Below are 20,600 nucleotides of genomic sequence, written 5' to 3' on the forward strand. Positions count from 1 at the left end.
ACGCTTTGATAGTATAATAAATACAGCCATTTCAAAGGATTGCGAATTTTCTGCGCACTAAAACTGCACAAACAGCTTTTTCAATGGGTCTCACCGAAAAAACGCTTTGTGCAGAATATACGTGAAAACCCGTCGATATTTTCATGTCTGTGAAGCGTGTTACATGGCAATTGCGCTGTTTTTTACCTTGGCGATGAGTGTTTCCGTTATGGCCAGTCCTTCCGCAATGTGCATATCAATCACATCGGTACCGAATTCGTTAATCAAATCCAGAAGTATTTCGTAAGTCTGGATGAGCTCAAGGAGATCAAAGAGCGCTTTTTGATCGGCGCGTGAGGGGGAGGAATGGCTAAGCGCTGCCTGATTAACAATCCATTCCAGATTGGTTTTGATGGCTTCTACCTGACTGTAGCTATACATATTTCATGGGCTTAAATCCTCATTTCAAGATTTTATGGGAGAGCTATCGTGAGAGCTTCACGGTGAAAAAAGAGTCTGCATGTCGCCGGGGCAGTGCTGGCTGTAGAAAGGATGGATGAAGATTTAATTATGGGATAGTTCGCGTGCTTAGCAAGTTAATTGTTGCGCAAACGTAAAAATAAATGCGCGAAAGAGAGGGCATTGCTACGTAATACCTTCATTTCGCGCACGTTATGCTAGCCAGATAACGGAATCAGGTTTCCCAGGCGTGCGGGGCAAACAGATAACCCTTGTTACGCACGGTTTTAATGCGGTAGGGCTCGGTAGCGTTATCCTGCAGCTTTTTGCGCAGACGCGAAATCGCTACGTCAACGCTGCGGTCCATGCCGTCATAGCTCACGCCGCGCAGGTTTTTCAGCAGCGCGTCGCGGTCCATGATTTGCCCGGCGTGCGTTGCCAGCTCCCACAGCAGGTCAAAGTCTGCTGTGGAGAGGGCGATAAGCTCGCCGGAGAGCAGCACCTGGCGGTTAATGGGGTCGATAGACAGCGTACCGAAGCGCATCGCTTTGTGCGGCGTCAGTGACGGCGCGGGCGCTTCGCGTTCGACGCTGGCGTGCTGGCGCAAATGCAGGCGCAGGCGGGCAAGCAGGACGGCAGGCGGTGTGGTTTTCAGAATGTAGTCATTGGCACCCATCTCCAGCGACAAAATGTGGTTCATATCGCTGTCCAGAGAGGTGAGCAGGACGATAGGGCCTTCCCACCGGGCGCGCAGGTCGCGGCAAAGCGTCATGCCGTCTTTGCCTGGCAGCATGATATCCAGCAGCACCAGATCCGGGTTTTCACGGACGACCACCTCTTCGGCGCGATCGCCGCGAGGCTCAACAATGACGTCCATATCATGTTTACCCAGATAGGCCGCGATCAGTTGTCCGACTTCGGGTTCGTCTTCAACATAAACAATCTTATTCATACAGCGTCTGTTTTCGTGAAAAAAGCCAACATACACCGCGGAACCTTAACCTTCCATTAATCTTTCAAAATTAACGCCGGTTCCGTTATTCTGGCTCTTATTGTTACTTGATTGTTATAGGGAAAATATGGGGCTGGTGATTAAAGCCGCGCTGGGCGCGCTGGTGGTATTACTGATTGGCATTCTGGCAAAAACGAAAAACTACTACATTGCCGGGCTAATCCCGCTGTTTCCGACCTTTGCGCTGATCGCTCACTATATCGTGGCGTCTGAGCGGGGCACGGAAGCGTTACGCACAACCATCGTGTTTGGTATGTGGTCTATCATTCCGTATTTTCTCTACCTGCTTTCGCTGTGGTATTTCACCGGTTTTCTGCGGCTCCCCCTGGCGCTGAGCGGGGCGGTGGTCTGCTGGGCACTCAGCGCCTGGGTGTTAATTTTCTTCTGGAGCCGCTTTCACTAGCGCAGCGGGCGGCCGCCGTCCACGGCAAAGGTTCTGCCCGTGACATAGCAGCTGGTGAGCAGGTAATCCACAAGGTCAATCACCTCTTTTTCGCCTGGGGCAATTTTCATGAGCGACTTATTCAGGGCCTGCTGGCGATACTCCGCATCATCGTTTTCGTTAAACAAAATCATCGCCGGGGCGATGGCGTTCACCTTCACCTCGGGCGCGAGCTTGCGGGCAAACGAGCGCGTCATATTATCCAGAGCGGCTTTACTGGCCGCGTAGGCGATGTGCTTGTCGCTGCCGCGCTCCACCACATAATCGGTGAAGTGAATAATATCGCCCGCCGCGTGCCCATGGCCGCGCAGCAGATCCTGCAGCGCGTGGTTAAGCAGATAAGGGGCATTGACGTGGATCTGCAGCATGGCGGAGAGCGTTTCGCTGAGTGACGTACCGGGTTTTTCGGCTCGCCATGCGCTGGCGTTATGGATCACGGCGCGCAGTCCCGTCGTGGTGGCATTTACCTTTTCCGCGAAAGCCAGAATGCCTTCATCGGTCGAAAAATCAGCCTGAATGCAGACCGCCCCGGCTTTGCGTAATCCTTCAATCGACGGGTATTCCGTACGGTAGCTGACAATGACCGGATGGCGAAGGTTGAGAAAGTGATGGGCGAGGGCGAGGCCGATACGGCGGCCTCCACCGGTAATCAGTATTGGGCGAAGCGGTGCATTTCCCATCGTATTCTCCTTTACAGTTCAACAATGGGAAAGGCGATGCTATCCCATTAACATCCAGGTTGCCGGCAGGGCAGCAACCAGTAACAGTCCAATTAATGCCATTTCACGACGTTTCAGCGCGTTCTCCAGCTGATGCGTGCGGCGGGCATAGATAAACACCAGCAGACCCGGCGCGTACAGCACCACCGACAGCAGCAGATGCATAGGCCCGGAAGCATACAACAACCACAGGCCGTAAATACAGGCTCCGACACCCACGACATAATGCGCCGGGCGTGTGGCAATTTTTAACAGATACGCACCCACTAAGAAATAGGGTACCAGAATCATCTCCGAGGCGATGGTCAGCAGGGTGTTATAGTCTGAACCTGTGAGCCAGATCAGCACCAGACAGACCTGAACGCTGATGTTGGTCAGCCAAAGCGATGCCGACGGCGCGCTGTTTTGGTTTTGACGGGCGAACAGGCGTGGAAACGCCTTGTGCGTCGCGGCCAGGAACGGCACTTCAGCCGCCATGATGGTCCAGCTCAGGTAAGCGCCGCAGACGGAGACGATCAGCCCTGCGGCAATCACCACGTCGCCCCAGGGGCCGAGCATTTTCACCATCAGGCCTGCCATTGACGGGTTACGCATTTCAGCCAGCTCAGGCCGCGCCACCACGCCCAGCGACAGCAACGTCACCAGCAGATAGACCCCGAGCGCGGCCAGTACGGCCAGCAGCGTGGCGCGGCCCACATCGCGTTTATTCCTGGCCCGGGCAGAAACCACGACCGCGCCTTCAACGCCGATGAATACCCACAGGGTAATCAGCATCGTGTTTTTCACCTGCTCCCAGACGGGAACGCCCAGCGCAACGCCGCTAAAATCAAGCTTGAAAACGTCCATACGGAACGCAATAAAGGCCAGAACGATAAACAGGCCGAGCGGAACCAGTTTCGCCAGCGTCGCCACCAGGTTGATGCTGGCGGCCGTTTGTACGCCACGCAACACCAGCCAGTGGACGAACCAGAGCAACACCGAGGCGCCCACAATAGACTGCCAGGTATTTCCGTCGCCAAAGAGGCGCAGCTCAGGCGTATCGGTAAAGAAACTGAGTGCCGAGAAGACGATCACCAGGTAAGAGACGTTGGCGATAACGGCGCACAGCCAGTATCCCCACGCGGAACAGAAGCCAATCAGCTCGCCGAAACCTTCACGCGCATAGGTGAAAATGCCGCCGTCCAGATCCGGGCGAATGCGGGTGAGCAGCAGCATGGCGAAGGCCAGCAGCAGTATGCCGACACCCGTAATGCTCCAGCCAATGATGAGCGCGGAAGGGCTGGCGACGGCCGCCATATTTTGCGGCAAACTGAATACGCCTGCACCCAGCATTGAGCTTAAAACGAGTGCAGTCAGAGCACTCAGGCCAAGTTTCTTTTCCATTGGCTTCCTGTTATGAAAGGTCAAAATCCAGAATAATTATTTCGCTCAGGCGCATAAAAATGGTGGATCACACTAAGGCGCGGGATTTTACGGAGTGTAACGAATGCATGCAATGACGTGAGGCAGAAATTCAAAAAAAGTAACAAAAAAAGGCGGCATTGCGCCGCCTTTCGTCAACGATGTTGTTACTTGTACAGATCGGCGCTGATGGTCACGTTGTTACCACGTTCCTGCCACTGGCGGGTGATGTGGTAGTACTTCGCCCCTTTCTTCGCCGCACGCTTCGCGACCTGGTAAGAGACTTCCGTCATGTTGCCGTAGTTGCCGGTAAACTTGATGCTGTCGAACGGCACCATCTGCGCTGCAGTGGCGTTGTTCAGCTCTTCAATTTTGGTACCGTCCGGCAGCGTAACGGAATAACGGCCACCCTTCGTGGACTGCGTTTCGAAGAAACGGCCCACTTCAGCGCTTGGGGCAGCGGTCGTTGCTACGCCAGGAATTTCAACTTTCTTCGCTGCTTCGCCGCCTTTAGCGATTGCCGCGCGGCCTGCTTCTGAATTTGCCGGGATGGCATCCGGGCTCTGCAGAACACGTTTTTTCGCATCTTTTTTATAGATGAACGCGGTAATACGCTGGTTGCCACCCTGGTTAGCATCGACCTGACGCACGATGTAGAAAGAGTAGGCCCCTTTCTCTTTTGCGGCTTTGGTGATGGCATCGTTCACTTCAGGCTGGCTGCGATAGAAGCCCTGTACGGTGACGGTGTCGTAAGGTTCCAGCTCAATCGCCTGATCTTTCGGCAGTTCAACAACACCGTTGATCACGCGGTTTTTTGGTGCGTCAGCTTTTGGCGCATCGTCTTTGAACAGCGCGATGGTCACGCGCAGGTTACCGCTGTTGCCGTAATCGGACTGGTCAACGACATAAAACGAGGCCGCCCCGTTTTTATCAGCGGCTTTTGATGCAGCGGCGACGGCGTCGCCAATAGAATTATAACGACCCACAATGACCGTATGGTCAAAAGGTTTTAACGCTGCCGCTTGCTCCGGCATTAACTCTGTTGCGGCATTCGCAGACAGGGCGGTCGCGGAGAGAAGTGCGGACGCCAGGAGTGTGTTCTTAAGCTTCATAAAAATGATCCTTCGCCTTGCGCAAACCATGTACTGGTATTGTTGTTAATTTGAGACGGTCCCGATTATTGCATTTAAAACCCGTCGCTGTCTGCGCCATTTTTCACTGCCTGTGCTTACTGAATCACCGAATTCGATAACATTTAGTGATATGTTGAAAAAACACGCGTTTGACAAGTAAAACTGATAAAGCATATGACTTTTACAAGTTAATTTAATGTTAACAAGTTGTTCTGTTATGGCGCTATATCATGTTTTTACCGCTTCGCTTGCGCGTTTTATCGGTTCTGGCAATGAATTTAAGGTAAATATCACTGTCAGTGACGCCGATCGCTTATTTTTCACAGATAAAGTAAGAAATAGTGTTTTCTGGCGGTAGATCGCGGGCGCTATTTTCAGTAGGTTATAGACAGTTTGTTACTGTTTTATTTTCCGGGGTTAATCATCTCTCGTCGCTCGCGCGATGGCGAAAATTGATACAAACCGCGGGCATTTATCGATAAACCATCATCAAAAACCGATGGAAGGGAAAACTATGCGTATTGGGGTACCAAAAGAACGGTTAGCCAATGAAACCCGCGTAGCGGCAACACCGAAAACGGTGGAGCAACTGCTTAAACTGGGTTTTACGGTCGCGGTTGAAAGCGGCGCGGGCAAACTGGCGAGTTTCGATGACGAGGCCTTTATCCAGGCCGGTGCGGACGTGGTCGACGGTGCTGACGTCTGGCAGTCGCCGGTGATTCTGAAGGTCAACGCACCGGAAGAGAGTGAGATTGCGCTGCTGAATCCGGGAACGACCCTGGTGAGCTTCATCTGGCCTGCGCAAAACCCGGAGCTGATGGAGAAGCTGGCGGCCCGTGGTGTGACCGTGATGGCGATGGACTCCGTGCCGCGCATTTCGCGCGCGCAGTCGCTGGATGCCTTAAGCTCCATGGCAAACATTGCCGGCTACCGCGCCATTGTTGAAGCGGCCCACGAATTTGGTCGCTTCTTTACCGGTCAAATCACCGCCGCGGGTAAAGTCCCTCCGGCGAAAGTAATGGTGATTGGCGCGGGCGTGGCGGGCCTTGCCGCAATCGGTGCGGCAAACAGTCTCGGCGCTATCGTACGCGCCTTTGACACCCGTCCTGAAGTAAAGGAACAGGTCCAGAGTATGGGCGCCGAATTCCTTGAGCTGGACTTCAAGGAAGAAGCAGGCAGCGGCGATGGTTACGCGAAGGTGATGTCCGAAGCCTTTATCAAAGCCGAAATGGAACTCTTCGCCGCCCAGGCGAAAGATGTCGACATTATTGTCACCACCGCGCTTATCCCGGGTAAACCGGCGCCGAAGCTGATTACCCGTGAGATGGTTGACTCCATGAAGCCGGGCAGCGTGATTGTCGACCTGGCCGCCCAAAACGGCGGTAACTGTGAATATACCGTACCGAATCAGATAACCACGACCGCTAACGGCGTGAAGGTGATCGGCTATACCGATCTGCCGGGCCGTCTGCCAACGCAGTCTTCTCAGCTCTACGGCACCAACCTCGTCAACCTGCTGAAGCTGCTTTGCAAAGAGAAGGACGGCAACGTCACCGTTGATTTCGACGATGTTGTTGTGCGTGGCGTCACCGTGGTTCGTGAAGGTGAAATTACCTGGCCTGCGCCGCCTATTCAGGTTTCTGCTCAGCCTCAGGCGGCAACAAAAGCGGCACCTGAGCCAAAAGAACCCGCCAAACCGGCTTCTCCGTGGCGCAAATACGCGATCATGGCGCTGGTGATTATTCTGTTCGGCTGGCTGGCTGACGTTGCGCCAAAAGAGTTCCTCGGCCACTTTACCGTCTTCGCGCTCTCCTGCGTGGTGGGCTACTACGTGGTGTGGAACGTCTCCCATGCGCTGCATACGCCGCTGATGTCGGTAACCAACGCCATCTCGGGGATCATCGTGGTGGGGGCGTTACTGCAGATTGGTCACGGCGGCTGGATCAGCTTCCTGAGCTTCATAGCGGTGCTGATCGCCAGTATCAATATTTTCGGTGGTTTCACCGTGACTCAGCGCATGCTGAAAATGTTTCGTAAAGGCTAAGGGGTAGCATATGTCTGGAGGATTAGTGACAGCCGCATACATTGTTGCTGCAATCCTGTTTATTTTCAGTCTGGCGGGGCTTTCCAAACACGAAACGTCTCAGCAGGGAAATAACTTTGGTATCGCCGGGATGGCGATTGCGCTGATTGCCACCATCTTCGGGCCGGATACCGGCAACGTGGCGTGGATCCTGGTGGCGATGATCATCGGCGGCGCGATTGGTATTCGCCTGGCAAAACGCGTTGAAATGACAGAGATGCCGGAGCTGGTTGCTATTCTGCACAGCTTCGTGGGTCTGGCGGCGGTGCTGGTGGGCTTCAATAGCTACCTGTACCACGAACCGGGCCTGGAGCCGATTCTGGTGAACATCCACCTGACGGAAGTGTTCCTCGGTATCTTCATCGGTGCGGTGACCTTCACCGGCTCTATTGTGGCGTTCGGCAAGCTGCGCGGGAAGATCTCCTCTAAGCCGCTGATGCTGCCAAACCGTCATAAGCTGAACCTCGCGGCGCTGGTGGTGTCGTTTGTACTGCTGGTGGTCTTCGTGCGTACCGAAAGCGTGGGTCTGCAGGTGCTGGCGTTGCTGGTAATGACCATCATCGCGCTGGCGTTCGGCTGGCACCTGGTGGCGTCCATCGGCGGTGCGGATATGCCGGTGGTTGTCTCGATGCTGAACTCCTACTCCGGTTGGGCGGCAGCGGCGGCAGGCTTTATGCTGAGCAACGACCTGCTGATCGTCACCGGTGCGCTGGTGGGTTCTTCCGGTGCGATCCTGTCTTACATCATGTGTAAGGCGATGAACCGCTCGTTCATCAGCGTTATCGCCGGTGGTTTCGGGACCGACGGGTCTTCTTCCAGTGCGGATGAAGAAGTGGGTGAGCACCGTGAAATTTCTGCGGAAGATACCGCAGACATGCTGAAAAACTCGCATTCCGTGATCATCACTCCGGGCTACGGCATGGCGGTGGCACAGGCGCAGTATCCGGTTGCGGAAATCACCGAGAAGCTGCGCGCGCGGGGCATCAAGGTTCGCTTTGGTATTCACCCGGTGGCAGGGCGTCTGCCTGGCCACATGAACGTGCTGCTGGCGGAGGCGAAAGTGCCTTACGACATCGTGCTGGAGATGGATGAGATCAACGATGATTTCTCTGATACCGACACCGTGCTGGTCATTGGTGCTAACGATACCGTTAACCCTGCTGCACAGGACGATCCGGGTAGCCCAATCGCCGGTATGCCTGTTCTGGAAGTGTGGAAGGCGCAGAACGTAATCGTCTTCAAACGCTCCATGAATACCGGCTATGCCGGGGTTCAGAACCCGCTGTTCTTCAAAGAGAACACCCACATGCTGTTTGGGGACGCCAAAGCCAGCGTGGATGCGATTCTGAAAGCGCTGTAAGTTGCGTTGAAACGAAAAAACCGCCGAATTCGGCGGTTTTTTTATTGCCGGGTGGCGCTGGCATTAATCGTCTTCCGGATCGTCCAGCTCAACCGGCGTCTGGTAATCATCCGGCTTAATGACCAGCAGGTCGCAGCGCAGATGATCGATCACCTGTTCGGCGGTGTTGCCGAGGAAGGCGGCAGAAATACCGGTCCGGCCGATGGTGCCCAGCACCACAATCCCCGCCTGCAGGTGTTCCGCCAGATCCGGGATAACCTCTTCAGGCAGCCCTTTTTCCACGTGGGTCATTTTCTCATCGATACTGAATTTCTGGCGCAGCGCTTTCATGGCCAGCAGATGCTGACCGCGGATCGCGTCGTTGTACACGCTCGGGTCAAATTCAGGCAGCTCAATGGCAATGTTAATCGGGGTGACCGGATAGGCGCCAACCAGATGCACTTCGGTATGATTCACCTGGTCGGCAAGCTGGATGGTCTCCTTCACCAGCTTCTCGTTCAGGGAGTTGTGGTAATCCTCTTCGCTCGCGAGGTTTACCGCCACAACGGCTTTCCCGCCTTCAGGCCACGGCTGATCTTTCACCATCCAGACCGGGCAAGGGCATTTACGCAGCAGGTGCCAGTCGGTCGGGGTGAAGATCACGGATTCCAGCTTGTCGTGCTGGTGCGCCATCTTCAGCAGCAGGTCGTGCCCACCGGCGACAATCTCCTGGATGATGGCTTCGAAAGGTCGGTTATGCCAGACCACTTTAATATCAATGGGCACACCCGCTTCCAGGTAATACTTCGCCTGTTCACGGATCCACGCGGTACGCTGGCTGATGACGCCCTGACGCATAGCGGTGCGCTCGTCAGGCGACAGAAGGGTGGTCATCTCATACGAGAAGTCATAGATCGGCAAAAACGCTTTGATTTTGCCACCAATCCGTTGATGTAAATACACAGCACGTCGTAATGCCGGCTGATCGTCCTGATTCGGATCGATAGCTACCAGCATGTTTTGATACTTGGCCATACAGGTCTCCTTACTACTGTCACCACAGTCTGTAATTAAAAGAGTAACCTATATATCCTGAATGAAACAGAGGGGAGGTTTTGCCAGATCAATAATTCATGAAAATTTATCAGAGGAAAAGTACCGTCGTCGTCACCGCGATAAACGCAATAAACAGCAGCACCATCACCGCTATCGCAAAGGTCGTGGAGTCCTGGACGTAGGTTTTTTCCTCCCCCTTCATCGGGCCGACAAGCATGATCCAGATGAAGATAAAGGTCACAGAGGCAATCACGACTGAAACGAAAAACAAACTTTCTCTCAAATCATAACCTCAACGAGAACCTTTCGGGCGCTGTGTGGGGACGGGCTACGGTGAAAATTTCTTGAAACGGAAGTGATTATACCAGACCAATAAATCACAAGAATTTATCAGTCTGGTCATCAACATGCGGAGAGTTACGCCACGTTGCGGGCATGCCCGGCAAGAACGGCAAGCGCTTCACCGTTTTCGATAGTGATGTATTTACCTTTAACGGCCAGCATCCCGCTTTTCTGGAAACGGCCCAGCAGACGGCTGATGGTTTCCACGGTCAGGCCCAGGTAGTTACCGATATCGCCACGCGTCATCGTCAGACGGAATTCACGCGGCGAGAAGCCACGCTCGGCGAAGCGGCGGGAGAGGTTGTAGATAAACGCGGCCAGGCGCTCTTCTGCGTTCTTTTTAGAAAGCAGCAGAATCATGTCCTGATCGCCTTTGATCTCACCGCTCATCAGACGCATCATCTGCTGACGCAGGTTAGGCATCTTGCCGGACAGATCGTCCAGGGTTTCAAACGGGATTTCGCAAACCATCGAGGTTTCGAGTGCCTGAGCAAAGCTCGGGTGATGCCCCGTGCCGATGGCATCAAAGCCCACCAGGTCGCCCGCCAGATGGAAGCCGGTGATCTGCTCATCACCCTGTTCGGTGATGGTGTAGCTTTTGATGGTGCCAGAACGGATAGCATAGAGCGATTTCAGTTCGTCTCCCGCTTTAAACAGCGTCTGCCCTTTCTGAATAGGCTTTTTGCGCTCGATGATATTATCAAGCTGATCGAGTTCATGCTCATTCAGGGTAAACGGGATACAGAGCTGGCTGATGCTGCAATCCTGGCAATGGATAGCACAACCGCCAGACTGAATGCGTCGTATAATTCGCTTTTCCGGGATCATAGGTTTGCTCAAGCCTTAATTGATATTGGTCAATTTTAACATCTTTTTGGTAAGTACGTAAGCCTGACAAACCCTCAATAAGGACAAGAGACGGCAACGTGTCGCCATCTTCTTGAAATTCCACAGCTTGATTATGGATTTTTAGCCTAACCGGTAGAAAATTAAGCACAAAAAGCCTGGGCGCTAGAGCAGGAGATACCCTTCGTGACGCAGCAACCACTCTTTTCGCTGCACGCCGCCGGCATAGCCTGTCATGGTACCGTTGCGGCCAATGACGCGATGGCAGGGCACCACGATGCTGACCGGGTTAGAGCCGTTAGCGGCACCCACCGCGCGTGCGGCGCCTGCGCGGCCTAGCTGCTCCGCGAGCTGGCCGTAATGCATCACCTGCCCGCAGGGAATGGACCGCAGCGCCTGCCACACTTCGCGCTGAAAAGGCGTGCCTGCCGTGGCGGTCGGCAGAGTGTCGATGATGCTGAGATCGCCTTCGAAGTAGGCCGCAAGCTTGTCGCTCAGTCCGCCCGGGTTGGTGGCACGGATACGTTCATACCCCTGCGATCGGTAGTGAACATTGAGCAGTTCTTCCATCCGGTCGCTGTGCTCTTCCCATTCGACGGCGCGCAGGCAGAACTGCTCGTCCGCGATCACCCACAGCGGCCCGAGCGGCGTCGCAATCTTATCTTCGAGTAATCTCAGCATCCTCATTCCTTTAGTTCAGCCTCGGGTAGATCCCCGGCCCAATCGGCAGGCCGACAAGATACCATGCCACCAGCATCACCAGCCATACCCCTAAAAAGATAAGCGGGTAGGGTAAAACCAGCGAATAGTAGGTACCCAGTTTGGCCTCCGGTTTATAGCGCTGCAGGAAGCCTAAAAACAGCGGAACAAACGGCGAAACCGGCGCCAGCGGAATTACCGAGGAGTCCGCGATGCGGAACAGGATCTGGGCAAACGCCGGGTGGAACCCCAGCATCATAAACATCGGCACGAAGATCGGGGCCAGAATCGACCAGATGGCGGAGCCGCTGGCGATAAACATGCACAGCAGGGATGACAGCAGCGCCAGGCCGACAAACGCCGGTACACCGCTTAGCCCGGCAGCCTCCAGCGCGTCGGTCAGGCCCACGGCCATAAACTTGCCCATGTTGCTCCAGTTAAACATCGCCACAAACTGCGCCAGCGGGAACACCATCACGATAAAACCCGCCATCTCCTTCATCGGCTCGATCATCAGCTGCGGCAGATCGCCCTGGCGGCGGATTTTGCCGGTCGCGATACCGTAGGCGAGCGAAACGACAAAGAAAAAGAGGATAATCAGCGGCACAATGCCCTGAATAAACGGCGACGGCAGAACGGTATGTTTAACCGGATCGCGTAAAATCCCGTTTTCCGGCACCACCATCAGCGCCACCAGCGCGATAAAGGCCAGCGAAACGACGCCGGCCACGCGCAGGCCGAAGCGCTGCTCTTTGCTCAGCGTCTCCAGCTTTTCATTGCTACGGCCTTCCCATTTACCCAGGCGCGGCTCGATGATTTTATCGGTAATCAGCCCGCCAACAATCGTCAGGACAATCACCGAGCTGGCCATAAAGTACCAGTTGTCGATCACGCTGACGTGCATTGCCGCATCAATGGTCTTCGCCGCCTCCGTGCTGATGCCAGAGAGCAGCACGTCGGTGGTGACGATCAGCAGGTTGGCGGTAAAGCCACAGCCCACGCCCGCAATCGCCGACAGCAGGCCCGCCACGGGGTGACGCCCGACGGCGAGGAAAATCAGCGCGCCCATCGGCGGCATGATCACCAGCGCGGCGTCGGAGGAGATATGGCTGAAGAAGGCGATAAATAGCACCATATAGCTGGCGTAACGCGCGCTGACGTGAGAGGCCATTTTCACCATCAATGCGGGCAGCAGGCCCACGCGTTCGGCCAGCCCTGCTCCCAGCACCAGCGCCAGAATGGCCCCCAGCGGGGCGAAACCGCTGAAGTTCTTAATCACGTTGGGTAAAAACCAGTGCAGCCCGTCAACGCTGAGCAGATTTTTCACCGCCACCAGGCTACCGTCAGCCGGGCTGCGCACGCTCACGTCAAAGGCGGAGAGCACGGCGGTGGCGACCATTAAAATCACAATCAGATAGATAAACAGCAGGAAAGGGTGCGGCACTTTATTGCCGATCCTTTCAACCCAGCCATAGAGCTTACCGGATGGGGAATGCGAAGGTATGGATGACATACTCATGGGCGTTCCTCGGGAGTGTTGTGTTGTTGTGTTGTGTTTTTTATTTTAAAGGTGACGGTGTCACGTCTTGCGGGATCGGACACACGTACGGTTTTTCTTGTAATTGTTGTTCGAACTCTTCACGGCATTTTTTCAGCAGCGCCGCGTCCTGCAGAAGATTGAGCGCGGTCGCGCCCATCACTTTCCCGGCCAGCAGCATGCCTTTGTGAGCAATGGAGGTACGCCCCTGCGCCACCAGCTGCCAGGTGTGCAGCGGCGTACCGACGGTAAAGCAGGGGTTGAAGCACTGGGCGACCGGCATTTTCCAGCTGACGTCGCCCACGTCGGTTGAACCCGCCAGCACGTTGTCGGTGACGGCATAGGGCGCGACCTCATCCACCAGCAGCGTCTCCTGATGGCGCCGGGCAAAGGCTTTACCCGCGTCACCCCCCGTCGCGGCAATATTTTTCAGGCTGTTTTGCAGATCGTTGGGCGTCAGGGTGGCGCGGATCTCGCGGGCGAAGGCGCGTTCTTCCTCCGTCCAGGCCGGCGTGCCGTAGTGCTGCAGGGCGCGATACATCGCCGCTTCAAGCGTGCGGTTCGGCAGGTAGCTTGAGCAGGCTTTATCAAAGCGGCACTCGACGGTGGTTTCGGTCATCATCGCCGCGCCCTGGGCGATTTTTTCGATGCGTTCGTAGATCTGCTGCGCATCGGCCATCTCAGGGGCGCGGATCAGGTACAGCACCTCGGCCTGCGCCTGCACCACGTTGGGCGAGATCCCGCCGGTGTCGGTAATGGCGTAATGGACGCGCGCTTTCTCAATGATGTGTTCGTTGAGGAAGTTGGTGCCGGTGGTCATCAGCGTCACGGCGTCGAGCGCGCTGCGTCCCAGATGGGGGGAGTTGGCCGCGTGTGCCGCCACGCCGTGAAAACGCCAGGCGGCCTGAATATTCGCCAGCGTGCTGACGTTAAACATCCCGGCGTAGGCTTCCGGGTGCCAGGTGACGGCGGCATCAACGTCATCAAACAGGCCTTCGCGCACCATAAAGGTTTTCCCGGAGCCGCCTTCCTCGCCGGGACAGCCATAAAAACGCACCGTTCCGCTGCCGCCGTGCTGCTCCAGCCAGCTTTTCACCGCCACCGCTCCAGCAAGCGCCGCGGTGCCTAAGAGGTTATGCCCGCAGCCGTGGCCGTTGGCTCCCGGCGTGGCGGATTGCGCCGTCGCGCAGTGCGCCTGCTGGCTTAGCCCGGCCAGCGCGTCGTATTCGCCCAGCAGGGCGATGACCGGTTTCCCGCTGCCGAAGCTGGCAATAAAGGCATTTGGAATACCGCCGGCCTCGCGCGTCAGCGTAAAGCCCTCGGCCTCCAGCTCGCTGGCCAGCCGTTCGGCGGACCAGAACTCTTCAAAGCGGGTTTCAGGACGATCCCAGATCGCGTCGGCAATATCGGTTAACGTCCGACATCGCGTGTCGATCGCATCGGCAATAAAAGCGTAGTTCTCCTGCATTACACACCTCGCGTCCACGGGAAGTTGAGCGCAGTTCGCGCCAGCGTTTCAATGGTGATGGCCATAACCTGCTCATCGAAGTCGAATTTTTCATTGTGATGTCCGGCGCTCAAATCCGTGCCGAACACCATATAGGACGCCATGCCGCCGTTCTCCTGCACGCGGGCCATCATCAGCGTGGCGTCTTCGGAGCCTGCTGGCGCTTTCACCTTATCGATGGCGTGAATAACCCCGGAAACCTGGCTCGCCTGTTCGCGCAGGTAATCAACCCAGGCCGGCGTCGGCGCGCTGGAGGTGGCTGCACCCATCAGGCGCATCTCGGCGCGCACGCCGTAGAGCGCCGCTGCGCCGGTTATCACCGCCTGCGCGCGTTCAAAGACGTACTGATTAATCGCTTCGCTTTCGCCGCGCGTTTCAACCTTTATCAGGGCATTCGCGGGCACCACGTTGCGTCCGCTGCCCGCCTGCATCACCCCGACGTTCACCCGGGATGCGCCGTCGCTGTGGGGGGCGATGCTGTGCAGGGCGAGGGCGGCCTGCGCGGCGGCGAGCAGGGCGTTACGCCCGTCCTCGGGTTTACCGCCCGCGTGTGCGGCCACGCCGGTAAAGCTCACGTCAAACTTGGTGGTGGCCATAAAGTTATCGCTGCCGCAAATGACCGTCCCGGCAGGCACGCCGGTACCAATATGAATGGCCGTGAAATAGTCCACGTCGTCCAGCGCCCCGGCGGCAACCATGGCGCGCGCGCCGCGGGTGCCTTCTTCGGCAGGCTGGAAGATCAGCCTGATGGTGCCGTTGAGCTGCTCTTCATTCTGCTTAAGCACCTGCGCCAGCCCCAGGCCAATAGCGGTGTGGCCGTCGTGCGCGCAGGCGTGCATCATTCCCGGATTGCAGGAAGCAAACCCGTCGCGGAACGGGCGATGGCTTTCATCCAGCGCTTCGCTTAAATCAAGGGCATCCATGTCGACGCGAAACGCCAGCGTCGGTCCAGGGCGGCCGGTATTGAGGGTCGCCACAATGCCGGTAAACCCGCCTTCAAACGGCGCCAGCCATTTCTCTGGCGCGCCCTGCGCCCGCGCGCGGGCAAACTCTTGCGCCAGAGTAGCGGCATCGGGCAGCCCCATTCGGCTTTCGGCATCCACGACGTCGCGACCCATCGCCAGTTCATAACCCAGCGAGTCGAGGATTTCCGCGACTTTCGCGGCCGTTCGAAACTCTACCCAGCCGGATTCCGCGAAATGGTGAAAATCGCGACGCCATGCGCTCAGCTGCGGGGATAACGTCTGGATGTACTGCGCCAGTGTGTCCATATCTGTTCCTGTCATCATTAAAATATGTGAACTGCTTCACGCTGTGATAGTTTTTACTTATCACTAACCGATTTTTCACAGTTTTAACCGTTCAGGAATTACCCTCGCACATCCCTTTCCATTAAAGTAGATGACAGTTTCTTTACTCTGATAAACAACGGTTATCGGTCGGGCTATGACATTCCAGATTAAATTTCATCAAATCCGGGCGTTTGTTGAGGTTGCGCGTCAGGGCAGCATTCGCGGTGCCAGCAGGACGCTGAATCTTTCGCAGCCGGCGCTGACCAAATCCATTAAAGAGCTGGAGGAGGGCATGGCGGCGCAGCTTTTCGTGCGCAGGAGTAAGGGCGTCGCGTTGACCGAATGCGGTGAGGGCTTTTACCAGCGCGCCAGGTTGATTCTGGAAGAGCTGCGCGCGGCGCAGGATGATATCCGTCAGCGGCAGGGGGAGCTGGCCGGGCAGATCAACATCGGGATGGGGGCCAGCGTTTCACGCACGCTTATGCCCGCCGTTATCACCCGCTTCCATGCGCAGCATCCGCAGGTCAAGGTGCGGATTATGGAGGGGCAGCTGGTGTCGATGATCAATGAATTACGCCAGGGCGAGCTGGACTTCACCATCAACACCTATTATCAGGGGCCTTACGACCAGGAGTTTACGTTTGAAAAGCTCTTCGAAAAACCGTTTGCGGTATTTTGTCGGGAAGGTCACCCGGCAATGGGGGCAACGTCAATTAATGAACTCCTGCATTATAACTGGACAATGCCGACGCCGCGTGGAAGTTATTATAAGCAATTAGAGGAGGTATTTAGCGATCGTTCGCAAATACCGCGAATTGGTGTGGTTTGCGAAACATTTTCTTCCTGTATTAGCCTGGTTGCGCAAAGTGATTTTTTAAGCATATTGCCGCAGGAGCTAGGGTGTGACCCGCTGCTGGCGCACCGGCTGGTCATGCTGCCGGTTGTCGAATCGCTTCCAAAAGCAACCTATTATTTAATTCAGCGCCGTGATTCACGTCAGACTCCCCTTGCTGAGTCATTAATTACGCAGTTCAGAAGGGAAGCCAGAAAAATAGTCGTCGCGTGACAGATATATAAAAAAACAGGATCTGTCCGACATCAAACAGACCCTATAGTACACACAGCAGTGCGTCCTTTCGCCAATCCTGAGTATTATATCCATGAGGCAGGTATATTTAGGTATAACACCTTTTGCGAAAAATGAAAGGCAGGCGAGTGATTGATTTAATGAATTTTTAACATAAATCACGTAATTTAACTTTGCTGAAGTTTTAGTTAAGTGTGGTTTAACTTTATTTAATAATGACTATATATATTCATCAGGTTAATATTATTGCCACGTATCGCCCTGTAACGGTGATTGAGGCCGGTCTCTGGCGCAGGTATAGTACAGTCCTCAGATGTAGCCGGAGGATGTCCATGAACCCTGACGACAAATCATTTTTTCTTGACGCCATGGAAGATGTCCAGCCCCTGAAGCGCTGCGCGGATATTCACTGGCAGCCCAGCCGCAATACGCGGGCGCGCGAGGAGGTGGATAGCGAACAGCTGGATAACTTCCTGACGCTGGATTTTCTTGACGTGCTTCCCCTGGAAGAACCGCTGGCGTTCCAGCGCGAAGGGGTACAGCAGGGCGTTATTGATAAGCTGCGCGCGGGTAAATATGCCCGCCAGGCCAGCTTAAACCTCCTGCGCCAGCCCGCCGAACGCTGCCGTCAGATGCTCTATTCTTTTATTCGTCAGGCCGGACGCGACGGGTTACGCAATCTGATCATCATTCACGGGAAAGGGCGCGAGCAGAACTCGCATCCCAATGTGGTGCGCAGCTATCTGGCGCGCTGGCTAACCGAGTTTGAGGAAGTGCAGGCCTTCTGCGTGGCGCTGCCGCATCACGGCGGCAGCGGGGCATGTTATGTTTCACTGCGAAAATCGGATGAAGCAAAACAGGAAAACTGGGAGCGGCACGCCAAGCGCAGCCGCTAGCGGGCGATATCCTCGCCCGCCGGTGAATCAGAACGTTTCCCAGTTGCTGTCGGTAGAGGCGGTAGTCGTCGCCGGGCGCAGCAGCTGTGGCGTTTTCAGATTGACCTGGCGTGGGGCGACCGCTTTTTCTTTGCCGTTCAGGCGAAACGCCGCTACCGCCTGGCGCAGCTGCTCGGACTGATCTTCCAGTGCCGCAGCCGCCGTGGCGGACTCCTGCACCAGCGCGGCGTTTTGCTGCGTCACGCTGTCCATCTGCGAAACGGCCAGGCTCACCTGCTCAATACCACGGCTCTGCTCGTCAGAGGCAGATGAAATCTCACCCATGATATCGGTCACGCGGGTGACGGCGGCGACAATTTCCTTCATGGTGGTGCCAGCCTCGCTGACCTGCTCAGAGCCGGTATTCACGCGGCTGAAAGAGTTCTCGATAAGCCCTTTGATCTCTTTCGCCGCCTGCGCGCTGCGGCTCGCCAGCGTACGGACTTCGCCTGCAACAACCGCAAAACCACGGCCCTGTTCCCCGGCGCGTGCCGCTTCCACCGCGGCGTTAAGCGCCAGAATGTTGGTCTGGAACGCAATGCTGTCGATCACGCCGGTAATATGCGCAATTTGCTGCGAACTGTCGGCGATTTCGTTCATGGTGCGAACCACGTTATCCACGACGTGACCGCCGCGCGCGGCCGTCTCAGAGGCGTTTTTCGCCAGCAGCGTGGCCTGACGGGCGTTATCGGAGTTCTGTTTAACCGTTGCGGTCAGCTCTTCCATGCTTGCGGCGGTCTCTTCGAGCGAGGCGGCCTGCTGCTCGGTGCGGGCGGAAAGATCGTTGCTCCCCGCGGCAATTTCGCCTGCGCCGGTGTAGATGGAATCGGTACTTCCACGTACGGCGCTGACGGTGGTCACCAGCGACTGCTGCATCTCATGCAGGCCAGCGGCCAGCTGACCCATCTCATTGCGACCAGAGATTGCGATCTCCTGCGTCAGGTCGCCCCCTGCAATAGCGCGAATATGGTTCATAATGGAGTGGAGTGGTTTTAACAGCAGGTGTTGTAAACCCTGCCAGATGACCACCAGAACCGCGATAACGGCCAGCAGAATAGCCGCCAGCGTCCACTGCATCTGCGTGAAGCTGCTCTGGTTCTCTTCGGTTGCGGCCTTCAGCAGGGTGTTGTTTTCGGCGCGCCAGCGGTTATAGACCGCTTCCATATCGTCCTGCGCCTGCTGGGCGTCCAGATCGCCATAGGCCTGGTAGTTGTCGGCGCGCAGATACTCAATCGATAAGCGCATCACTTCGTGCATCTGGTTCCAGGATTTCTGCATCTCGTCGGTCAATGCCGCCTGCTGGCCGTTAACCTGCGGCAGCTTCTGCCACTCTTTGTTATAGGCTTCGGCTTTTGCCAGCGAGTCGCCCGCGGTGCCCAGCAGTTTATTGATCGCCGCAAGGGAAGCCGGGTCACGCTGGTTTTTCAGATAGCGGATCGCCACGCGGGTGACGGTGACGCGCGTTTTCACCAGCGTGTTTACGCTGTCGCTCAGGCTTTCCTGCTGGGCATTGAGCACGCCGGAATTCTGGAAGTTATGGCGATCGTTGCTGACGGCAGAGTAGAACAACCCTCCCGTGACAACTTGCAGCAGACAGAATATGGTGAGGGCAAAGATAATACCGGTAATCACGTGCAGATTTTTCAGCATAGCGGTCGTCCGTTAGAAAGGATGCAGAGGTACACCAATACTATCGTCGTATAGAATTTAAACTTTAATTTAACTCGCGCTTAACTAAGGGCTCCGGTGAGGAACCTGTTGTAAATCCGGATCATTTTTATGAGGAAGGTTAACATGAGCAGCATTGATAAAAGCGGGACGTACGCGCTCGGGACGCGGACGGTTAAACGACTGGGCTACGGTGCGATGCAGCTCGCCGGACCGGGCGTTTTTGGCCCACCGAAGGATAAGCAGGCCGCGCTGGACGTGCTGCGCGAAGCGGTGGCGGCCGGGGTGAACCACATTGATACCAGTGATTTTTATGGTCCTCATGTCACTAACCAGCTGATTCGCGAGGCGCTTCACCCTTACCGGGACGATCTGACGCTCGTCACCAAGATTGGCGCCCGTCGCAACGACAAAGGCGCCTGGCTACCGGCCTTTTCCGCGCAGGAACTGACGCAGGCGGTGCATGACAACCTGCGTAATCTACAGCTGGACGTGCTGGACGTGGTGAATCTGCGGATCATGTTTAGCGCACACGGGCCGGCGGAAGGGTCGATTGCTGAACCGCTCACCACCCTGGCCGAATTACAGCAGCAGGGGCTGGTGCGTCATATTGGCCTGAGCAACGTCACGGCCACCCAGGTTGCGGAAGCCCAGAAGATGGTGCCAGTGGTGTGCGTGCAGAACATGTACAATATTGTGAACCGGGGGGATGACGCGCTGGTGGATCTGCTGGCGCAGCAGGGGATCGCGTATGTGCCGTTCTTCCCACTGGGAGGCTTTACGCCACTGCAATCTTCCGGGCTGCAGGCCGTCGCGGATTCACTGGGCGCAACGCCAATGCAGGTCGCGCTGGCATGGCTGCTGCAGCGTTCACCGAATATCCTGCTGATCCCTGGCACCTCTTCCGTGGCGCATCTGCGGCAAAACCTCGCGGCGGGGGAGCTGCAGCTGCCGCCTGACGCGCTGGAAACATTGAATACGCTGATGGACTGATCCTCACAGGCGCAAAGCCGTAAGTGTGCTTCCGGGCTTTGCGCGTTTTAAATCTTCTGACACTTCAACGC

General features: G+C 56.0%; 19 protein-coding genes. 6 read left to right on the forward strand and 13 right to left on the reverse strand.

What is annotated here, in order from left to right; translation table 11 throughout:
* Positions 1-159: 159 nt before the first annotated feature.
* On the reverse strand, positions 160-420 hold the full coding sequence (locus tag LA04_RS14525; RefSeq protein ID WP_047652166.1) for a hypothetical protein: 261 nt from the start codon (positions 418-420) through the stop codon (positions 160-162).
* Between the two features lie 253 nt (positions 421-673).
* On the reverse strand, positions 674-1,390 hold the full coding sequence (gene rstA, locus LA04_RS14530; protein ID WP_047652195.1) for a two-component system response regulator RstA: 717 nt from the start codon (positions 1,388-1,390) through the stop codon (positions 674-676).
* Positions 1,391-1,517: 127 nt separating this feature from the next.
* Here rstA and LA04_RS14535 point away from each other — a divergent pair, with 127 nt between their 5' ends.
* Complete coding sequence (locus tag LA04_RS14535; RefSeq protein WP_047652167.1) at positions 1,518-1,853, forward strand: GlpM family protein; 336 nt, start codon at positions 1,518-1,520, stop codon at positions 1,851-1,853.
* On the opposite strand, the gene folM is transcribed toward LA04_RS14535, so the two are convergent.
* From folM to ydgH, 3 genes are all read right to left on the reverse strand, one after another.
* Entirely contained in the window at positions 1,850-2,572 is a 723-nt protein-coding gene (gene folM / locus LA04_RS14540; RefSeq protein ID WP_047652168.1) for a dihydromonapterin reductase, read from the reverse strand. The genes LA04_RS14535 and folM overlap by 4 nt on opposite strands.
* A 39-nt stretch (positions 2,573-2,611) precedes the next feature.
* The gene (locus LA04_RS14545) at positions 2,612-3,994 is read right to left on the reverse strand and encodes an amino acid permease (protein WP_047652169.1); all 1,383 of its coding nucleotides are present in this window, start codon (positions 3,992-3,994) and stop codon (positions 2,612-2,614) included.
* 185 nt (positions 3,995-4,179) lie between these two features.
* On the reverse strand, positions 4,180-5,124 hold the full coding sequence (gene ydgH / locus LA04_RS14550; protein WP_047652170.1) for a DUF1471 family protein YdgH: 945 nt from the start codon (positions 5,122-5,124) through the stop codon (positions 4,180-4,182).
* Positions 5,125-5,659: 535 nt separating this feature from the next.
* On the opposite strand from ydgH, the gene pntA reads away from it, so the two are divergent.
* Entirely contained in the window at positions 5,660-7,189 is a 1,530-nt protein-coding gene (gene pntA, locus LA04_RS14555) for a Re/Si-specific NAD(P)(+) transhydrogenase subunit alpha (protein WP_047652171.1), read from the forward strand.
* 10 nt (positions 7,190-7,199) lie between these two features.
* Positions 7,200-8,588, forward strand: a complete 1,389-nt coding sequence (gene pntB / locus LA04_RS14560) for a Re/Si-specific NAD(P)(+) transhydrogenase subunit beta (protein WP_047652172.1) — start codon at positions 7,200-7,202, stop codon at positions 8,586-8,588.
* 63 nt (positions 8,589-8,651) lie between these two features.
* On the opposite strand, the gene uspE is transcribed toward pntB, so the two are convergent.
* The 7 genes from uspE to LA04_RS14595 all read right to left on the reverse strand — a co-directional run bounded on the left by uspE (position 8,652) and on the right by LA04_RS14595 (position 15,825).
* Positions 8,652-9,602, reverse strand: coding sequence for a universal stress protein UspE (uspE, locus tag LA04_RS14565; RefSeq protein WP_047348757.1), 951 nt, complete (start codon positions 9,600-9,602; stop codon positions 8,652-8,654).
* A 109-nt stretch (positions 9,603-9,711) separates the two neighbouring features.
* Positions 9,712-9,894, reverse strand: a complete 183-nt coding sequence (locus LA04_RS14570; RefSeq protein ID WP_014883604.1) for a hypothetical protein — start codon at positions 9,892-9,894, stop codon at positions 9,712-9,714.
* Positions 9,895-10,040: 146 nt separating this feature from the next.
* Positions 10,041-10,793, reverse strand: coding sequence for a fumarate/nitrate reduction transcriptional regulator Fnr (gene fnr, locus LA04_RS14575; protein ID WP_006174991.1), 753 nt, complete (start codon positions 10,791-10,793; stop codon positions 10,041-10,043).
* A gap of 183 nt (positions 10,794-10,976) precedes the next feature.
* Positions 10,977-11,492 (reverse strand): methylated-DNA--[protein]-cysteine S-methyltransferase, encoded by a 516-nt coding sequence (gene ogt / locus LA04_RS14580; protein ID WP_039262722.1) that lies wholly within the window; start codon positions 11,490-11,492, stop codon positions 10,977-10,979.
* A 10-nt stretch (positions 11,493-11,502) separates the two neighbouring features.
* A complete protein-coding gene (abgT, locus tag LA04_RS14585) occupies positions 11,503-13,029 on the reverse strand; it encodes a p-aminobenzoyl-glutamate transporter (protein WP_047652173.1) in 1,527 nt (508 codons plus the stop codon).
* 40 nt (positions 13,030-13,069) lie between these two features.
* Positions 13,070-14,515: a M20 family metallopeptidase gene (locus tag LA04_RS14590; RefSeq protein WP_047652174.1), complete on the reverse strand. Its 1,446-nt coding sequence runs from the start codon at positions 14,513-14,515 to the stop codon at positions 13,070-13,072.
* The gene (locus LA04_RS14595) at positions 14,515-15,825 is read right to left on the reverse strand and encodes a M20 family metallo-hydrolase (RefSeq protein ID WP_047652175.1); all 1,311 of its coding nucleotides are present in this window, start codon (positions 15,823-15,825) and stop codon (positions 14,515-14,517) included. The genes LA04_RS14590 and LA04_RS14595 overlap by 1 nt, the downstream gene beginning before the upstream one ends.
* Positions 15,826-16,000: 175 nt before the next feature.
* Here LA04_RS14595 and LA04_RS14600 point away from each other — a divergent pair, with 175 nt between their 5' ends.
* Both LA04_RS14600 and smrA read left to right on the forward strand, forming a co-directional pair.
* Entirely contained in the window at positions 16,001-16,912 is a 912-nt protein-coding gene (locus LA04_RS14600) for a LysR family transcriptional regulator (RefSeq protein WP_047652176.1), read from the forward strand.
* A gap of 353 nt (positions 16,913-17,265) precedes the next feature.
* Positions 17,266-17,829, forward strand: coding sequence for a DNA endonuclease SmrA (smrA, locus tag LA04_RS14605; RefSeq protein ID WP_032640096.1), 564 nt, complete (start codon positions 17,266-17,268; stop codon positions 17,827-17,829).
* A 27-nt stretch (positions 17,830-17,856) separates the two neighbouring features.
* Here smrA and tcp read toward each other — a convergent pair whose 3' ends face one another.
* Positions 17,857-19,518, reverse strand: a complete 1,662-nt coding sequence (gene tcp, locus LA04_RS14610; RefSeq protein WP_047652177.1) for a methyl-accepting chemotaxis citrate transducer — start codon at positions 19,516-19,518, stop codon at positions 17,857-17,859.
* A 144-nt stretch (positions 19,519-19,662) separates the two neighbouring features.
* On the opposite strand from tcp, the gene LA04_RS14615 reads away from it, so the two are divergent.
* On the forward strand, positions 19,663-20,529 hold the full coding sequence (locus LA04_RS14615; protein WP_047652178.1) for an aldo/keto reductase family oxidoreductase: 867 nt from the start codon (positions 19,663-19,665) through the stop codon (positions 20,527-20,529).
* Positions 20,530-20,600 lie beyond the last annotated feature (71 nt).

The organism is Enterobacter sp. UCD-UG_FMILLET, assembly GCF_000762975.1.
Taxonomy (GTDB): Bacteria; Pseudomonadota; Gammaproteobacteria; order Enterobacterales; family Enterobacteriaceae; genus Enterobacter; species Enterobacter dykesii.